We start from the raw sequence: 12,600 nt of genomic DNA on the forward strand, positions 1-12,600 counted from the left end.
GTTGGCCATGCGCTTCACCCTCATCCCCATCCTGTTCGCCGGGTCGCTCGCCGCCTGCGCCGGTGGCGTCGATGACAACGACCAGCGCCTGCGTCTCGCCAGCGCCGCGCTCGCCACCGGTAACAACAGCGCGGCGACCGCCATCACCGGCAGCCTGGCGCATGACAACCCCGGCGACGTGCAGTCTCAGCTCCGCCACGCCGAGATGCTCGCCGGCAATGCCCGCTGGCGCGAGGCCGCCGAGGCCTATACCCGCGCGGTGCAGGCCGATGGCCATTCCGCCCCGGCGCGGCTCGGCCTCGGCCGCGCGCTGCTGCGCGGTGGCAACGCGGTGGCGGCTGAGACCGCCTTCCGCCAGGCCGTCGCCGCCCTGCCACGCGAGGCCGGCGCGCAATCCGGACTCGGCGTCGCGCTCGACATGCAGGGGCGCCAGCCGGAAGCCCAGTCGGCCTATCGCGCGGCGTTGGCGATCAACCCCAACCATGCCGGCGCGCGCACCAACCTGGCGCTGTCGCTGACACTGTCGGGCCATGGCGCGGAGGCCGTGCGGGTGCTGGAACAGGTGGCGCGCGCACCCCAGGCGACGATGCGCCAACGGCACAACCTCGCCCTCGCCTATGCCGCCGCGGGCGATGCGACCCACGCGGCGGAACTGCTCGCCCCGGAACTCGGCGGGGAGGCCAGCCAGGAGGCGGTGGTGGCTTGGCGCGCCGCGCTGTCCGGGTCATGACGCAGCGCCACCAGACAGCGCGGCGCGGCTCCATCATCCTGGAATTCGCGCTGACCGCCCCGGTGCTGATGGGGTTGATGATGACGGTGCTGGAAGGCGCCTGGCAGGCACTGACCGCCGCAACGCTCGATATCGGCGCGCGCGAGGCCAGCCGCTTCGGCGCCACCGGCGAGGCCGCGCCCGACTGGCTGCCGCCGCCCGCCCCGGCGACGCGCGAGGAAGCCGTCCGCCGCGTCGTGCTGTGGTTCGGCCCCTATGTGCTCAACGCCGACCATCTCACGGTGCGCGTCACCGCCTATGCCGGCCCGGCGGCGCTGGCCTCGCCGACGCCCGGCCAGGCTGGGGCGGGCGGGGCAGGGGAGACGGTGCTGTACGAGCTGACCTACCAGCAGCCCTTCCTCTCGCCGCTGCCGGCGCTGTTATTCGGGCGTACCTCGCTCGACCACACCTCGCGAATGATCGTGCGCAATGAACCCTTTCCGGCGTCGTGACAGCCGCCGGGCCGGCTCGGTCGCGGTCGAGTTCACCCTCGTCGCGCCAATCATCGCGCTGCTCGGCCTCGCCGTGCTGGACGTAGTGGATTTCCTGCGCGTCTCGCTGCGGCTCGAACGCACGGCGGGGGAGGTGGCGAATGTCGTCGCCCAATACCAGACCCTGCGCGCCGCCGATTTCGCCTCGGTCTTCGACCTCGCCGGGCGCATCGCCTCGCCCTATCATGTCACGGATTCCGATGGCGCCGTGGTGGTCTCGGGCCTGGCCAATGTCGGCAATGGCGTCATCGTGCTGTGGCAGCGGCGCGCCGGCTCCCCGGGCTATCGCAGTGCCTTCGGCACCGAGGGCGGCGCGGCGACCATACCGGCCCGCTCGGCCGACCTCGTCCTCGCCATCGGCCAGGGCGCGGTGGTGACCGAAGTGTTCTACGCCCGTAAGCCCTGGTTGCTGTCGGGTCGCTTTCTCTCCGGCGATCCATTCTCGCGCCTGCAATCCTTCGCGCTGCAACGGCCGCGGATGGTCTCGATCCTGCGGGTCTCGGCGTCATGACGCTGCTGCGCCGCCTGTGGCGGGATCGTCGCGGCGCCGTCGCGCTCATGGCCGGGCTGTCGATCATCCCGTTGCTGACCATGGCCGGCGCGGCGGTCGACCTGACGCGGCTGTACATTCTGCATTCGCGCCTGATCACCTCGGTCGATGCCGCCGCGCTGGCCGGCGCCCGGGTGATCAACGAACTCGACCGCGACGCGCAGATCCAGCGCTGGTTCTGGGCCAATTTCACGCGCGACCAGCCGGGGCTCACCTCCGGCTTCCTCGGCGCGGAGGTCACGACCTTCTCCATCGCCGTCGATGCGGAAAGCCGCGCGGTGCGCGTGCAGGTGCGTGCCGCGCTGCCGACCACGGTACTTCGCCTGTTCGGTCAGGACACGCTCTATGCCAGCGTGGACCAGACGGCGCGCCGGCAGGATCGCGGCATGGAGATCGCACTGGTGCTCGACGTCACCGGCTCGATGGCAGGCACGCCGATGACCGCGTTGCGCAACGCCGCGACGGACCTGGTGAACATCATCTACGGGCCGAATGAGACGGTGCCGAATCTCTGGGTTTCAGTCGTGCCCTACACCTCGACCGTGGATATCGGGCGTGGCCGCGCGGGTTGGCTCGCCGTCGGCAGTCTCAATGCCTCGGCCTATGGCAGTACGGTCTGGCGCGGCTGCGTCTTCGCCCGCCACCAGAACCGCGAGGACGAGACCGACACGCCGCCCACCGTCGCCCCCTTCCGGCCTTTCCTGTGGCCATCGACCTATGGCCGCTACAGCCCGAACCTCGGCGACAACGAATGGACCAACAGCACGATCACCGAGCCCAACCCGGAGAATCCGCCGAGCGATTCCACGCAGAATGCGCTGGGCAACAACGCGAAGGGCCCCAACCTTGGCTGCGGCCGCGCCATCCTGCCGCTGACCGCGACGCGCAGCACGGTACTGAACGAGATCGCCAACCTGCGCGCAACGCATCGCGGCGGCACCATGGCCAATCTCGGCCTGCAGATGGGCTGGGCCACCATCTCGCCGCGCTGGCAGGGGCTGTGGGGCACCGCGGGCCTGCCACAGGCCTATGACACGCCGTACATGGACAAGGTCCTGGTGCTGATGACCGACGGCAACAATGAATGGTACGACTGGCCCGGCGGTGCACCGGGTGTCTGCACCACCAGCGGGTCCAACCCGCCCTGCCGCAGCACCTACCGCTCCGACGGCGATGCCGACATGACCTCCTATGGCCGGCTGCGGGAAAACCGCCTCGGCCTGGCCAGCGTGACCAACGCCAACGCGCTCGCCGAGATCAACGCCCGCATGTCGCGCCTGTGCACCAGCATCAAGGCGAATGGCGTGGTCCTCTACACCATCACCTTCAACGTCGCGAACAGCACGACGCGCGACCTGTACCGCACCTGCGCGACGCAGCCGGAATATTACTTCAACAGCCCCGACAGCACGGCGCTGCAGGCGGCGTTCCGCGAAATCGCCGGCCAGCTCGCCAATCTGCGCCTGGTGCATTGAAAGCCTTGCCCGGCGACCGGCGGCGCGCTACGGGCGCTGCACAAGTCCAAGGGAGCACAGGCGGTGAACCGTCGTCACGTCTTGACCATCGCGGCCGCCACGCTGGCCGCGCCGCGCCTGTCCCTCGCGCAGGACAACTGGCCGAACCGGCCGGTGACCCTGCTGGTGCCCTTCGCCGCCGGCGGATCGAACGATGTGGTGGCCCGCTTCATCGCCCCCGCACTCGAACAGAAGTTCGGCCAACCCTTCGTCATCGACAACCGCCCCGGCGGCGGCGGTTCGCTCGGCATGGGCATGGTTGCGCGCGGGCGGCCGGATGGGCAGACCCTGCTGATCTCCTCGGCCTCCAACCATGTGTTCCATCCGCTGGTCTCCGGCGACCTCGGCTACGACCCGCGCGAGGCGCTGGTCGGCGTCGCGATGCTGACCGATGTGCCGACCGTGCTCGCCGCCAATCCGCGTGCTGGCGTCAGCACCGTGCAGGAACTGATCGCCAAGGTGCGCGCCACGCGCGACGGCTTCTCCTTCGGCTCCTCGGGCGTCGGCACCTCGAACCACCTGGCCGGTGAGCTGTTCCGCATGCGCACGAGGCTCGACCTGACCCATGTGCCCTATCGTGGCGGCGGCCCAGCCCTGACGGACCTGGTGGCCGGCACCATCCCGATAGCCTTCATGAACTTGCCGACCGTCGCCCCGGCGGCCGAGGACGGGCGAGTGAAGATCCTCGGCGTCTGCACCGGGCAGCGCGTTTCGGTGCGCCCCGAGCTGCCGACCGTGACGGAACAGGGTGTGCCCGACTTCGCGGTGCGTTCCTGGACCGGGATATTCGCGCCACGCGGTACCTCGCCGGCCATTGTCGCGCGGGTCGGCGCCGCGGTGAATGAGGCGCTGGCCGCCCCGGCGCTCACCGCGCGCCTCACCGCGATCGGCGCCGAGCCGATCCTGATGACGCCGGCCGAGACGGACGCCTTCGTGCGGCAGGAATTCGACCGTTGGGCGCCGGTGGTGCGCGCGGCGAACATCTCGGCCAACGGCTGACCACCCAATGACGCCGGCCGAGGCGGACGTTTTCGCACTGCTGCTGGCCTCCGCACGGCGCGATGGACGGCAGGTAATGCCGCCCGCCATCCTGCCGGCGACGCCGCAGGAGGGCTATGACGTCGCCGATGCCGTCGCGGCACAACTCGGCTGGCCACGCCGCGGCTGGAAGGTGGCAGCAACCACGCCCGAGATGCGCCGCCGCCTGCGCGCGAGCGAACCGACGCGTGGGCCGATCTACGCACGCTTCGTGCAGGCCTCGCCGGCGGTGCTGCCCTTCGCGTCGCTGCTCGATCCGCTCATCGAATGCGAGATCGTCCTGCGCCTCGGTGTGGACCTGCCGGCCCGGCCTGAACCCTGGACCGCGCCCGAGGTCCAGGCCGCCATCGCCGGCGTCCATGGCGGGATCGAGGTGGCCGAGTGCCGCTTTCCCATCGATGCATTGCCCGCCATGCCGGCGATCCTCGCCGACGGCGCGGCCAATGGGCGCTATGTGCTGGGCGCGGAGATCGCGGGCTGGCGCGACGGCGACCTCGCCGCCATGCCGGTGACCCTCGCGGTCGATGGTGCGGTCCGCCGTAGCGGTACCGGGGCGGAGGCGATGGGCCATCCCTTCCACGTCCTGCTCTGGCTCGCCGAGGCCTTGCGCCAGCGCGGGCAAGGGCTGGCTGTGGGCGACCTCGTCAGCAGCGGCACCTGCACCGGCATGCTGCGCCCGGCGGCCGGGCAGCGATTGCTGGCGCGCTTCGGCGAGTCTTGCGAGGTAGCGCTCGACCTGCGTTGACGGCGGGCGGAGCCTGTCGCAGCGTCGGCGTGAGGAATGCAGGAGCGCGCGATGAAGATGCCAGCCCATGGGCGCTACGCCCACAGTGCCATCCCGGCCCGCCCGACCTATGAATGGCCGAACGGCGCGCGGCTCGCGCTGGTGGTGTGCAACAACATTGAGGCATTCGCCTTCCGTGCCGGCATGGGGTCAGACAGCACCGGGGCGGCCTCGCCGCAGGGCCAGCGCAACTACGCCTGGCGCGACTACGGCAACCGCGTCGGGCTGTGGAACATGCTCGACATGCTCGACGAACTCGAGATCCCCTGCGCGCACAACGTCAACGGCGCGGTGCTCGATGCCTGCCCGGAGATCGCGCCGGCCCTGAAGGCGCGCGGCGACGAATTCATCGGCCATGGCCGCACCAATGCCGAACGCCAGGACGGCATGTGGGAGGAAGACGAACGCCGCCTCATCGCCGAAAGCCGTGACGCCATCATCCGCCATGCCGGTGTCGCCCCGCAGGGCTGGCTCGGTCCCTACATCGCGCAATCGCCCGTCACGCTCGACCTGCTGAAGGAGGAAGGCTTCTCCTACGTCATGGATTGGCCGGCCGACGACCAGCCCTTCTGGATGACGACGCGCGCCGGCCCGATGCTCTCGGTGCCCTATTCCATCGAATTGAACGACAGCCCGGCGATGGTCTTCCGCCAGCATAGCGGCCGGCAATTCGCCGAGATGATCGTCGACCAGTTCGACGAAATGCTGGAGCAGTCCCGCAAACGCCCGCTGGTCTGCTCGGTGGTTCTGCATCCCTTCATCGTCGGCCAGCCGTTCCGCCTGCGCGCGCTGCGCGATGCGCTGCGCCACATCCTGTCGCATCGCGAAAGGCTGTGGGTGACGCGGCCTGGCGACTTGGCGCGCTACGCGGCCAGCCTGCCGCGCGGCGTGGTGCCGGGCTCCGAGGCGCTGTGATGACTGATGCGGAAGCCGGCCGCGCGCGCGACTTCGTCGGCTATGGTCGCAACCCGCCCGACCCGAGCTGGCCGGGCGGCGCGCATGTCGTCTGCAACTTCGTCATCAACTACGAGGAAGGCGGCGAGCGCAGCGTCCCCGATGGCGACCCGAACAGCGAAGGCGCGTTGACCGAAGGCAGCACCGCCCCCGTCACCGGCCGCGACATCGCCGCTGAATCGATGTTCACCTATGGCAGCCGCGCCGGCTTCTGGCGCCTGCATCGCATCTTCACCAGGCGAGGCCTGCCCTGCACCGTCTTCGCCGTGGCCCGCGCGCTGGAGCGCAACCCCGAAGCCTGCGCGGCGATGCGCGAGGCCGGCTGGGACGTCGCCGGCCACGGGCTGCGCTGGGAAATGCACAACGCCTTCGACGAGGCGACCGAACGCGCCCGCATCGCCGAGGCGACCGACCTCATCACGCGTTGCATCGGCGAACGCCCGGCCGGCTGGTACACACGCTACGCGCCCTCGATGCACACGCGCCACCTGCTGCTCGAAGCGGGCTACGAATACGACAGCGACGCCTATGACGACGAAATCCCATATTGGGTGAAATGCGCCGGCCGCGACGCGCTGGTATTGCCCTACTCGCTGGTCCACAACGATGTGCGCTTCCCGCGCATGGGTATGACCTCCGGCACCGAATATTTCGACTACATGCGCGACGCCATCGAATGCGTGCTGCGGGAGGACCCGCCGCGCATGCTCTCCTTCGGACTGCACAATCGCATCATCGCCCATCCAGGTCGCGCGATGGGCCTGGCACGGCTGCTCGACTGGATCGCGCAGCACCCGCGCGTCGCTGTGATGCGGCGCGTCGACATCGCCCGCCACTGGCGCAAGGAACATCCCGCCTCATGACCCGCGACCTGCCGAACTGGCGTTCCCTTCTCTACGTCCCGGCCAGCGCCACGAAATTCGTCGCCAGGGCGCATGAGCGCGGGGCGGATGTGGTGATCCTCGACCTTGAGGACGGCGTCGCCCCCGATGCGAAGGACGCCGCGCGCGCCGGCCTGCCGGCCTCGGTCGCCAGCGTGCGTCGCAACGGTGCGGATGTGGTGGTGCGCATCAACCGCCCGCTGCGCATGGCGACGCGCGACATCGCCGCCGCCGTCGCCGCCGGCGCCGATGGCCTGGTCTGCACCAAGATGATGGGCGCGGACCATGTCCGCCTGCTGTCCGAACTGACCGCGGAATCCGAAGCCGATGCCGGCCGTGCGATCGGCTCCGTCCGCTTCATCGTGCTGATCGAGGACGCCGCCGCCCTCGCGCACGCGCAGGCGATCGCCGCCGCGGACCCGCGCGTGGTTGCCCTGGGCGTGGGCGGCGAGGACCTCGCGACCGACCTCGGCGCCGAACCCACACCCGATGCGCTCGACCTGCCCAAGCGCTTGGGCGTCGTCGCCGCGCGCGCGGCCGGCGTGCTGCCGCTCGGCTTCATCGGCACGGTGGCGGGGCTGAAGGACCTCGACGGCTACCGCGCCATGCTGCGCCGTTCGCGCGCCATTGGCTTCGCCTGCGCCTCCTGCGTGCATCCCTCGCAGGTCGCCATCATCAACGAGGAATACGGCGCGCGCCCCGAGGAGGTGGAGCGGGCGAAGCGCCTCGTCGCCGCCTTCGAAGCCGCGCTGGCCGAAGGCAAGGGCGCCGTTGCCTTCGAAGGCGACATGATCGACAAGCCGATCGTCGACCGGGCGCGCAAGCTGATCGCGCGAGCGGGGTAGGCGCCGCGGCGCCCACCCCTTCACGTCACGGCTTGTAACGCAGGGTCTGCGCGTCGAAGTTCACCGCCCGCAGCCTGTCGCCCTGGCGGACCACCGCGGTCCCCCGCACGAAGTCGATCGCCACGACCTCGGAGAGCGGCGGCTCGCCAGGCTGGATCAGGTTGGCGAGCTGCATGTTGTTCAGCAGCGTGATGCGCAGCACCTCATAGACCGAGTTCCCGCCGGTCGCTCGGCGCTCGACCTCGCTGCGCGTCTCGGCGTTCATCCCATCAAGGATGGCGCGCTGCATCGCCGGGCTCGGCGTCTGCGCGAAGGCCGCCGGGGCGGCGAGCATCAAGGCGAGCGCAGCCCCCGAAAGGCAACGGAATCTCCTGCTCATGGTGGTCATTCCTCCTGGCTGATTGCGCGAGGCAGCGGCCCGGACGTCCCGCCAAAACGCACAGGCGGGCTCACGTGGCATGCCGGCGGCCGATCGCTGGACCGACGCCGGGAGGTTTGTGACAGGCCACGGACGAAACAAGAGGCCAACCCATGAGAAGACCTGGTCTGGAACGCAGGGAACGTCGGCGGGACGCGGTGACAGCGCCGAAGCCCTGGCGGCACGAGCCGTCGCCATGCGCCCGCCGCCAGAAGCCCATCGCCGCTCACTTTCGCGGCATCGCAACGATGCGGGCATCGTGCGCCAGCTCCGGCGCCATTGGCTTGGCGCGCTTGCCGGCCCGACGAGGCAAGCCCGTCCGGTCGGGACCGACCGCTACACCACCGCCGTCATCCCCCCATCCACATAGACCAGCTGCCCATGCACGAAGTTCGAGGCCGGCGCAGCGAGGAACACCGTCGCTCCCACCAATTCCTCCACCTTGCCCCAGCGGCCGGCCGGCACGCGCTTGCATAGCCAGTCGGTGAATTCGGCGTTGTTCACCAGCGCGCTGGTCAGCTCTGTGTCATAATACCCTGGTGCCACGCCGTTCACGTTCACCCCATGCTTCGCCCATTCGGCACACAGCGTGCGCGTCAGCATGCGCAAGGCGCCCTTGCTCGCGGCATAAGGTGCAATGGTCGGCCGCCCGAGCTCGCTCTGCACCGAACAGATGGTGATGATCTTGCCCGCACCGCGCGCGACCATCCGCTTGCCGGCCGCCTGGCAGCAATACCAGACGCCATCGAGGTTGGTGCCCAGCACCTCCCGCCACACATCCGGCGGCATCTCCACCGAGGGCATTCGCCGCATGATGCCGGCATTCGCGACGAGGATATGCAGCGGCCCATGCGCGGCCTCGATGGCAGCGATACCGTCCTCGACCACCGCGGGGTCCGTGACGTCGAAGGCCGCCGTCTCGGCGCTGATCCCGGCCTCGGCCAGCCTGGCCCGCGCGGCCTCCAGCTTGCCGGCGTCGCGGCCATTCAACACGACCTTGGCGCCGGCCTCCGCCAGCCCCTTGGCCAGCGCGTAGCCGATCCCCTGGCTTGACCCGGTGACCAGGGCAAGCCGCCCCGTCAGGTCGAATAGCGCATGCGGCATCGGCATCACTCCCTGTAGGATTAACGCCAAGGCTAGGGGGGAGAGACCGTCATGGACAAGCCGGGGCTGCTGGTGGTGGGCATCCTACCCGATTGGGACCTCGAAGCGCTCGCCGAGCGCTTCACCCTGCACAAGCTGTACGAGGCGCCCGACCGCGCCGCCTTCCTCGCGCAACACGGCCTGTCCATCCGCGCCATATCAACCAAGGGCGAACTCGGCGCCGACCCGGCCATGATGGATGCCTGCCCACAGGCGAAGATTATCGCCTGCTACGGCGTCGGCGTGGACGCCATCGACCTGCCCGCCGCCCGCGCCCGCGGCATCGCCGTGACCAACACGCCCGACGTGCTCACCGAGGATGTCGCCGACATGGCCTTCGCCCTGCTGCTGGCGACCGCGCGCGCCATCCCGGAAGGCGATGCCTATGTCCGCAGCGGCATCTGGGCGAAGCGGGGCCCGATGCGCTTGGCCACCCGCGTCTGGGGCAAGTGTCTCGGCATTGTCGGCCTCGGTCGCATCGGCCGCGCCATCGCCCGCCGTGCCGAGGGCTTCGGCATGTCCATCGCTTATTCCGGCCGCATGAGGAAGGACGTGCCCTACGCCTTCCACCCCAGCCCGGCCGCACTCGCCCCGCAGGTGGACATCTTCATCGTCTCCGCCGCCGGTGGCGCCGCGACGGCCGGCCTGGTGGACCGCGCCGCGATCGAGGCGCTGAACCCCGGCGCCATCTTCGTCAACGTCTCCCGCGGCTCCGTGGTGGACGAAGCCGCGCTGATCGCCGCGATCCGCTCGGGCCGCATCGCCGTCGCCGGCCTTGACGTCTTCCACAACGAACCGGCGATCGACCCGGTTTTCGCCACCTTCGACAACGTCGTGCTCTCACCCCACCAGGCATCGGGCACGGTGGAAACCCGCAAGGCCATGGGTGCCCTCATGCTCGACAACCTCAACGCCCATTTCGACGGCCGCCCCTTGCCGACCCCGGTGGCGTGATGCGCGCCGTCGTCATCCACCCGCCCCACGACCTCCGCGTCGAGGACTACGCTCTAGCCGACCCCGGCCCCGGCCAGGTCCGCGTCGCCATCCGCGCCGGCGGTATCTGCGGATCGGACCTGCACTACTACCAGCATGGCGGCTTCGGCACGGTGCGCGTGAAGCACCCGATGGTGCTGGGCCATGAAGTCGCCGGTATCATCGACGCCATCGGCCCCGGCGTGACCGGCCTCTTGCCAGGGCAGGCGGTGGCGGTGAATCCATCGCTGCCTTGCGGCACCTGCACCTTCTGCCAGGCGGGCGACCAGCAGCACTGCCTGGAGATGCGCTTCTACGGCAGCGCGATGCGCGACCCGCATGTCGATGGCGGCTTCCGCGAGGCGCTGGTCTGCGAGGCCACCCAGGCGGTGCCCTTGCCCGATGGCCTCGACACGACAACCGCCGCCTTCGCCGAGCCCTTGTCCGTCTGCCTGCACGCGGCGCGGCAGGCCGGCCCGCTGTTGGGCAAGCGCGTGCTGGTCACCGGTGCCGGGCCGATCGGCGCGCTGACCGTCGCCGCCGCGCGCCTCGCCGGCGCCCGCGAGATCATCGCCACGGACCTGACGTCGGCGCCGGAAAAGACCGCCCGCGCCATGGGCGCGGACCGCTTCATCGCCGTCGGCGGCACCACCGACACATTGGCCGCCTTCACGGCGCGCAAAGGCTATTTCGACGTGGCCTTCGAGGCCTCCGGCAGCGGCCCCGCGCTGCTCGGCATCCTGCCCGTGCTGCGCCCGCGCGGCACCATCGTGCAGATCGGCATCGGCGGCGACGTCGCCGTCCCGCTCTCGGTACTGGCCGCGAAGGAAATCACCTGGCGCGGCACCTTCCGCTTCCACGAGGAATTCGCCCTCGCCGTGGAAACCCTGGCCCGCCGCGCCATCGACGTCACGCCGCTGCTCACCGCGCAATTCCCCATCGACCGCGCGGCGGAGGCCTTCGCCCTCGCCGCGGATCGCTCACGCGCGATGAAGGTTCAGATCGCCTTCTGAACCCTCAGCCATGCGTGCCGCGGATCGGGTAGTTCATGTCCTGGATCCGCTTGGCCCCACGCGCGATGGCCGTGAGATCCGGCCGCGAGAACGGTGCGTTCGAGATATCGACGATCTGCACCGTCCCCGCCGGATTGATCAGGAACAGCCCCGGCTCGGCAAACGGACGGTCGGTCTCCTGCGGCGAACGCGGGTCGGAAACATACAGGCCGAGCGCCTGCATCTGCTCGACCGACAGCCCATAGCCGAGCGGGAAGCGCCAGCCGAATTCCGCGGCATCGGCGCTGGCCTTCTCCTCCGGATCGGCCGAGATCGCCATCACCTGCACGCCGGCCTCGGCGAAGGTCTCGATCAGCCCGTCAAGCGTCGTCAGATACGGCTTGCACAGCGGGCAATGCTTGCCGCGATAGACGACGAGCAAACGCCAGCCTTCCATCGAGGCCGGCGCGATCTCCCCACCGCCAAGGCGAGCCACCGAGATCGGCGGAAATGCCGCGCCCGCGGCAATCTTCGTTGCATGTGTCATGGTCGGTCCCTCAACCGCCGAAGCAGGGCGCACGCCGCGCCGCGCCATCACTCAAGTCCAGCATCCGCTCGCGCCACGCATGCAGCGCGTCATCCTCGGCCAGCAGTCGCAGCGGGCTGACGCTGCGCGCCCACATGAAGCTGCCGAAGACGATGCAGTCGGCGTAATCCGGCTTATCGCCACCGAGGAAGTCGCGTCCCTTCAGCGCCTGCCGCAGCGGCTGCAGCGTGGCGCGGAACGCCGGCAGCTTCTCCTCGCGCCCCTCGGTCACTTGTGCGAGCGGCATGCCAAAGCGCTTCTCACGGCTCTCGACGAAATACGGCCGCTCCATGTCGCCCAGCAGCGCCGGAATGTCGGAGACGATCAGCTTCGCCACCCCCGGCTGCAACACCGTGTCGTTCCACGCCGCGACGAACAGATATGGCGCCGGATTGCCACGCAGCAGCGACGGCGTCGATGGCCTGGTCGCATCGAGATACTGCACGATGTCCCATGATTCCGGCACCGCGCGATCGCCATCCACCAGCACCGGCACCTTGTCATGCGCGGCGAAGGCGAGGCGTTCCGTCTCGGTGAATCGCCACGGCACGCTTTCGAAATCGAGCCCCTTGATGATCAACGCCATCCTGATGCGCCAGCAGAAGGGGCTGAACACGCGCGACGCATCCGTCCCGCACAATTCGTAGAGCTTCAGCGCCATGG

At 69.8% G+C, this 12,600-nt stretch carries 15 protein-coding genes; 11 read left to right on the forward strand and 4 right to left on the reverse strand.

Features of this window, described 5'->3' with window-relative positions; all coding sequences use genetic code 11:
- Positions 1-7: 7 nt before the first annotated feature.
- The 9 genes from IEY36_RS17150 to IEY36_RS17190 all read left to right on the forward strand — a co-directional run bounded on the left by IEY36_RS17150 (position 8) and on the right by IEY36_RS17190 (position 7,826).
- A complete protein-coding gene (locus IEY36_RS17150; RefSeq protein ID WP_188968821.1) occupies positions 8-730 on the forward strand; it encodes a tetratricopeptide repeat protein in 723 nt (240 codons plus the stop codon).
- Positions 703-1,221: a TadE/TadG family type IV pilus assembly protein gene (locus IEY36_RS17155; protein ID WP_188968823.1), complete on the forward strand. Its 519-nt coding sequence runs from the start codon at positions 703-705 to the stop codon at positions 1,219-1,221. Before IEY36_RS17150 ends, IEY36_RS17155 begins: the two co-directional genes overlap by 28 nt.
- Positions 1,199-1,771 (forward strand): TadE/TadG family type IV pilus assembly protein, encoded by a 573-nt coding sequence (locus tag IEY36_RS17160; protein WP_188968825.1) that lies wholly within the window; start codon positions 1,199-1,201, stop codon positions 1,769-1,771. Before IEY36_RS17155 ends, IEY36_RS17160 begins: the two co-directional genes overlap by 23 nt.
- Complete coding sequence (locus tag IEY36_RS17165; protein WP_188968827.1) at positions 1,768-3,285, forward strand: pilus assembly protein TadG-related protein; 1,518 nt, start codon at positions 1,768-1,770, stop codon at positions 3,283-3,285. Before IEY36_RS17160 ends, IEY36_RS17165 begins: the two co-directional genes overlap by 4 nt.
- A 63-nt stretch (positions 3,286-3,348) precedes the next feature.
- The gene (locus IEY36_RS17170) at positions 3,349-4,323 is read left to right on the forward strand and encodes a Bug family tripartite tricarboxylate transporter substrate binding protein (protein WP_188968829.1); all 975 of its coding nucleotides are present in this window, start codon (positions 3,349-3,351) and stop codon (positions 4,321-4,323) included.
- Between the two features lie 7 nt (positions 4,324-4,330).
- Positions 4,331-5,107 (forward strand): 2-keto-4-pentenoate hydratase, encoded by a 777-nt coding sequence (locus IEY36_RS17175; protein ID WP_188968833.1) that lies wholly within the window; start codon positions 4,331-4,333, stop codon positions 5,105-5,107.
- A 51-nt stretch (positions 5,108-5,158) separates the two neighbouring features.
- On the forward strand, positions 5,159-6,061 hold the full coding sequence (locus tag IEY36_RS17180; protein ID WP_188968835.1) for a polysaccharide deacetylase family protein: 903 nt from the start codon (positions 5,159-5,161) through the stop codon (positions 6,059-6,061).
- Positions 6,061-6,963, forward strand: a complete 903-nt coding sequence (locus IEY36_RS17185) for a polysaccharide deacetylase family protein (RefSeq protein WP_188968837.1) — start codon at positions 6,061-6,063, stop codon at positions 6,961-6,963. The genes IEY36_RS17180 and IEY36_RS17185 overlap by 1 nt, the downstream gene beginning before the upstream one ends.
- The gene (locus IEY36_RS17190) at positions 6,960-7,826 is read left to right on the forward strand and encodes an HpcH/HpaI aldolase/citrate lyase family protein (RefSeq protein WP_188968839.1); all 867 of its coding nucleotides are present in this window, start codon (positions 6,960-6,962) and stop codon (positions 7,824-7,826) included. Before IEY36_RS17185 ends, IEY36_RS17190 begins: the two co-directional genes overlap by 4 nt.
- A gap of 25 nt (positions 7,827-7,851) precedes the next feature.
- Here the strand turns inward: IEY36_RS17190 and IEY36_RS17195 are convergent, their stop codons facing one another.
- Together IEY36_RS17195 and IEY36_RS17200 are read right to left on the reverse strand one after the other, a co-directional pair.
- Entirely contained in the window at positions 7,852-8,205 is a 354-nt protein-coding gene (locus IEY36_RS17195) for a hypothetical protein (protein WP_188968841.1), read from the reverse strand.
- 375 nt (positions 8,206-8,580) lie between these two features.
- Entirely contained in the window at positions 8,581-9,354 is a 774-nt protein-coding gene (locus tag IEY36_RS17200; RefSeq protein WP_373290330.1) for an SDR family oxidoreductase, read from the reverse strand.
- Between the two features lie 45 nt (positions 9,355-9,399).
- On the opposite strand from IEY36_RS17200, the gene IEY36_RS17205 reads away from it, so the two are divergent.
- Together IEY36_RS17205 and IEY36_RS17210 are read left to right on the forward strand one after the other, a co-directional pair.
- The gene (locus IEY36_RS17205; protein ID WP_188968845.1) at positions 9,400-10,341 is read left to right on the forward strand and encodes a 2-hydroxyacid dehydrogenase; all 942 of its coding nucleotides are present in this window, start codon (positions 9,400-9,402) and stop codon (positions 10,339-10,341) included.
- Positions 10,341-11,372, forward strand: a complete 1,032-nt coding sequence (locus tag IEY36_RS17210) for an L-idonate 5-dehydrogenase (RefSeq protein ID WP_188968847.1) — start codon at positions 10,341-10,343, stop codon at positions 11,370-11,372. The genes IEY36_RS17205 and IEY36_RS17210 overlap by 1 nt, the downstream gene beginning before the upstream one ends.
- 4 nt (positions 11,373-11,376) lie before the next feature.
- On the opposite strand, the gene IEY36_RS17215 is transcribed toward IEY36_RS17210, so the two are convergent.
- Positions 11,377-11,898 carry a redoxin domain-containing protein gene (locus IEY36_RS17215; RefSeq protein WP_188968849.1) on the reverse strand — a complete coding sequence of 174 codons (522 nt, stop codon included), beginning with the start codon at positions 11,896-11,898 and terminating at the stop codon, positions 11,377-11,379.
- Positions 11,899-11,908: 10 nt separating this feature from the next.
- On the reverse strand, positions 11,909-12,598 hold the full coding sequence (locus IEY36_RS17220) for a glutathione S-transferase family protein (RefSeq protein ID WP_188968851.1): 690 nt from the start codon (positions 12,596-12,598) through the stop codon (positions 11,909-11,911).
- Positions 12,599-12,600 lie beyond the last annotated feature (2 nt).

Source organism: Neoroseomonas lacus, from assembly GCF_014644535.1.
Taxonomy (GTDB): Bacteria; Pseudomonadota; Alphaproteobacteria; order Acetobacterales; family Acetobacteraceae; genus Neoroseomonas; species Neoroseomonas lacus.

Coding starts and splice junctions, on each gene's coding strand:
- IEY36_RS17150 (WP_188968821.1), top strand. CDS start 8: ATGCGCTTCACCCTCATCCCCATCCTGTTCGCCGGGTCGCTCGCCGCC.
- IEY36_RS17160 (WP_188968825.1), top strand. CDS start 1,199: ATGAACCCTTTCCGGCGTCGTGACAGCCGCCGGGCCGGCTCGGTCGCG.
- IEY36_RS17165 (WP_188968827.1), top strand. CDS start 1,768: ATGACGCTGCTGCGCCGCCTGTGGCGGGATCGTCGCGGCGCCGTCGCG.
- IEY36_RS17175 (WP_188968833.1), top strand. CDS start 4,331: ATGACGCCGGCCGAGGCGGACGTTTTCGCACTGCTGCTGGCCTCCGCA.
- IEY36_RS17180 (WP_188968835.1), top strand. CDS start 5,159: ATGAAGATGCCAGCCCATGGGCGCTACGCCCACAGTGCCATCCCGGCC.
- IEY36_RS17185 (WP_188968837.1), top strand. CDS start 6,061: ATGACTGATGCGGAAGCCGGCCGCGCGCGCGACTTCGTCGGCTATGGT.
- IEY36_RS17190 (WP_188968839.1), top strand. CDS start 6,960: ATGACCCGCGACCTGCCGAACTGGCGTTCCCTTCTCTACGTCCCGGCC.
- IEY36_RS17195 (WP_188968841.1), bottom strand. CDS start 8,205: ATGAGCAGGAGATTCCGTTGCCTTTCGGGGGCTGCGCTCGCCTTGATG.
- IEY36_RS17200 (WP_373290330.1), bottom strand. CDS start 9,354: ATGCCGATGCCGCATGCGCTATTCGACCTGACGGGGCGGCTTGCCCTG.
- IEY36_RS17205 (WP_188968845.1), top strand. CDS start 9,400: ATGGACAAGCCGGGGCTGCTGGTGGTGGGCATCCTACCCGATTGGGAC.
- IEY36_RS17210 (WP_188968847.1), top strand. CDS start 10,341: ATGCGCGCCGTCGTCATCCACCCGCCCCACGACCTCCGCGTCGAGGAC.
- IEY36_RS17215 (WP_188968849.1), bottom strand. CDS start 11,898: ATGACACATGCAACGAAGATTGCCGCGGGCGCGGCATTTCCGCCGATC.
- IEY36_RS17220 (WP_188968851.1), bottom strand. CDS start 12,598: ATGGCGCTGAAGCTCTACGAATTGTGCGGGACGGATGCGTCGCGCGTG.